This window comes from Lactobacillus delbrueckii subsp. delbrueckii DSM 20074 = JCM 1012 (genome assembly GCF_001433875.1).
Lineage (GTDB): Bacteria > Bacillota > Bacilli > Lactobacillales > Lactobacillaceae > Lactobacillus > Lactobacillus delbrueckii.
The window spans coordinates 1-576 of record NZ_AZCR01000128.1 but is presented as its reverse complement, the minus strand read 5'-3'; the positions used below and the strand labels follow the sequence as shown (position 1 = coordinate 576).

The following is a 576-nucleotide window of genomic DNA, read 5'->3' as shown; positions in this document are numbered from 1 at the left end:
AAGCTTTCCGCGATAGTTCCATTAACCGCAGGAAGAAGTATTCATCATCTGGATACCCATACCCTTTACGTCTCTCGGTCTTGATCTTATTGTTAATACCCTCAAGTTTGCCAGTTGATATCCCGTATTTGGCAAACGTGTAGATCCCTCTCAAATGGCGGTATAAGAGACGCGCAAACCAAATAAAGTGACTATTTTTAGTTGCCTTACAGATATCTATGATCTCTTCTAGTCTGACGCACATTTCTACTTCGTCATGTGAGTTGTATGCTTGGTCTAGCAGTTCTTTAACGAGATCTATTGTAAAGAAGAGCTTGTTTTCTTCCAATAGCTCGTCATACCAGACTTCATTACCACCATGAGCCTTTATTTCTGGTGTATTGAATATTTCACCAGCAGTAGACACTAGCTTGTCTTTGCGGGCGTCCTCGTCCTTCTGGACTAATGTGGATCTTTTAGACATCAAGATGTAACGTGAATTCTTAAGCAACTTAGCAGCTTCTGGAGAGCCTTCCTCAGCCAGCCGTCTTTGTTCATCTTTTCGGATCTCTGAAACCACTTTATCGTTGAAATTCT

The 576-nt window shown here is 41.5% G+C and carries 1 pseudogene; it reads right to left on the bottom strand.

Annotation, left to right across the window (positions count from 1 at the left end):
• Nucleotides 1-576 (bottom strand): annotated as a pseudogene (locus FD23_RS08790) (ISL3-like element ISLdl1 family transposase); the annotation flags it as partial.